Raw genomic sequence first — 2,667 nt, forward strand, 5'->3', positions numbered from 1 at the left:
TGGTCGCATCGCCGGCATCCTGCTCGAAAAGAACCCGCCTCACCTGCTCGTCGACTGCAACGGCGTCGGCTACGAAATCGACGTGCCGATGAGCACCTTCTACAACCTGCCGCAAAACGGCGAGCGCGTCGTGCTGCTCACGCAGCAGATCGTCCGCGAGGACGCGAACCTGCTGTACGGCTTCCTGACGCCGCAGGAGCGCACGACCTTCCGCGAGCTGCTGAAGATCACCGGCATCGGCGCGCGCATGGCGCTCGCCGTGCTGTCCGGCATGAGCGTGCAGGAACTCGCGCAGGCCGTGACGATGCAGGACGCCGCGCGCCTCACGCGCCTGCCCGGCATCGGCAAGAAGACGGCCGAGCGCCTGCTGCTCGAACTGAAGGGCAAGCTCGGCGCCGATCTCGGCGCACTCGCCGGCGCCGCGTCGCCGTCCGACCACGCGACCGACATCCTCAACGCGCTGCTCGCGCTCGGCTATTCCGAAAAGGAAGGCCTCGCCGCGATCAAGAACGTGCCCGCGGGCACCGGCGTATCCGAAGGCATCAAGCTCGCACTGAAGGCGTTGTCGAAGGTGTAACGCCCGCATGACGCGCCGCCGGCCGGTGCGTTGAAGCCAGTGTCGCGCGACCGCGCAGCGCTCGCCAGTCGGCCGTTCGGCCAGGTGGGCCGGACAGCGGCGCGCGGTACAATGGCCGCATGATTGAAACCGACAAACTCGCCACCGAGCAGCGGATCATCGCCGCCACGCCCGCCTCGTCGCACGAGGAGGTGTTCGAACGTGCGCTGCGGCCGCGCCAGCTCGACGACTACGTCGGCCAGGAAAAGGTGCGCGGCCAGCTCGAGATCTTCATCGAAGCCGCCAAGCGCCGCTCCGAGCCGCTCGACCACGTGCTGCTGTTCGGGCCGCCGGGCCTCGGCAAGACGACGCTCGCGCACATCATCGCGCGGGAAATGGGCGTGAACCTGCGCCAGACGTCGGGCCCCGTGCTCGAGCGCGCGGGCGATCTCGCCGCGCTGCTGACGAACCTCGAAGCGAACGACGTGCTGTTCATCGACGAGATCCACCGGCTGTCGCCGGTCGTCGAGGAAATCCTGTATCCGGCACTCGAGGATTACCAGATCGACATCATGATCGGCGAAGGCCCGGCCGCGCGCAGCGTGAAACTCGACCTGCAGCCGTTCACGCTGGTCGGCGCCACCACCCGCGCCGGGATGCTGACCAACCCGCTGCGCGATCGCTTCGGGATCGTCGCGCGCCTCGAGTTCTACGATGCAGAGCAACTGTCGCGCATCGTGCGGCGCTCGGCGTCGCTGCTGAACGCGCAGATCGATCCGAACGGCGCGCTCGAAATCGCGAAGCGTTCGCGCGGCACGCCGCGGATTGCAAACCGGCTGCTGCGCCGCGTGCGCGACTTCGCGGAAGTGAAGGCCGACGGCCAGATCACCGCGGCCGTCGCCGATGCCGCGCTCGCGATGCTCGACGTCGATCCGGTCGGCTTCGACCTGATGGACCGCAAGCTGCTCGAGGCCATCCTGTACAAGTTTGACGGCGGCCCGGTCGGCATCGACAACCTCGCGGCGGCGATCGGCGAAGAACGCGACACGATCGAAGACGTACTCGAGCCGTACCTGATCCAGCAGGGCTTCCTGCAGCGCACGCCGCGCGGGCGCGTCGCGACGCTGCTCACCTATCGCCACTTCGGGCTGTCCGTGCCCGACACCGGCCGCACCGAACGCGGCGAGTGGGATACCCCCGCCGGGAAGTAACCCGCCGCCCGAGCCGCACCCGCCATGACCACGCCGCCCAGCTCCCACCCCGCCGCCCCCGCACCGGGCCCGCGCTGGGCCGAGCCGATCCGCAAGCGGCTCGTGGCCGGCGTCACCCACCTGACGGTGGGCGGCGGCGGCCCGTCGCTCGACCTCTCTTCGCCGCCGGGCGACCCGGGGCTGTTCGGCCCCGACGCTGTCTGCTGGCGCGTGCATGCCGACTTCACGTCGATGATGACGGGCGGCATCGCCGCGCTGCTGCTGCAGGCGCTCCATCCACTCGCGCTCGCGGGCGTCTGGGATCACTCGTCGTTCCGCACCGACATCCTCGGCCGCTTGCGGCGCACCGCCACGTTCATCACCGGCACGACGTTCGGCAGCCGCGCGGACGCACTCGCGCTGGTCGAGCGCGTGAAATCGATCCACTCGCACATATCGGGCACCGCGCCGGACGGTCGGCCGTACCGCGCCGACGATCCGGCGTTGCTGACCTGGGTGCATGTCGCGGAAGTGTCGAGTTTCCTCGCCGCACATCTGCGCTACGTGAATCCGGCGCTGCCGGGCGAGCTGCAGGACCGCTACTACGCCGAAACGGCATTGATCGCCGAAATGCTCGGCGCACGTGAAGTACCTCGCTCGCGTGCCGAAGTGGCTGCCTATCTCGCGCGCATGCTGCCCGAACTCGAGGCCGGGCCACGCACCTTCGAAGTCATGTCCATCCTGCTGAACGTGCCGGTTGCGAAGCCTGCGCTGCGACCGGCCGCGTCACTGGTGATGCATGCGGGAATCGATCTGCTGCCGCCGTGGGCGCAACGCATGCTCGGCGTGTCGGCGTTCGCGCCGCTGCGACGCGCGGTGGTCCGGCCCGGCATCCGGGTCGTCGCCCCCGTGCTGCGCTGG

General features: G+C 69.4%; 3 protein-coding genes. All 3 read left to right on the forward strand.

The features are described from left to right. The coding region (ruvA, locus tag G3N93_RS37450) for a Holliday junction branch migration protein RuvA (protein WP_206135279.1) at nucleotides 1-577 on the forward strand (577 nt) is incomplete at its 5' end. A 119-nt stretch (nucleotides 578-696) separates the two neighbouring features. Further along, the gene (gene ruvB, locus G3N93_RS37455) at nucleotides 697-1,767 is read left to right on the forward strand and encodes a Holliday junction branch migration DNA helicase RuvB (protein ID WP_174939197.1); all 1,071 of its coding nucleotides are present in this window, start codon (nucleotides 697-699) and stop codon (nucleotides 1,765-1,767) included. Between the two features lie 24 nt (nucleotides 1,768-1,791). Beyond that, the coding region (locus G3N93_RS37460; RefSeq protein ID WP_206135280.1) for an oxygenase MpaB family protein at nucleotides 1,792-2,667 on the forward strand (876 nt) is incomplete at its 3' end.

The sequence above is a fragment of the Burkholderia sp. Se-20378 genome (genome assembly GCF_017104665.1).
GTDB classification, from domain to species: domain Bacteria; phylum Pseudomonadota; class Gammaproteobacteria; order Burkholderiales; family Burkholderiaceae; genus Burkholderia; species Burkholderia lata.

What these genes read in the sequence shown, in the direction of transcription:
- ruvB (WP_174939197.1), top strand. Translation starts at nt 697, where the DNA reads ATGATTGAAACCGACAAACTCGCCACCGAGCAGCGGATCATCGCCGCC.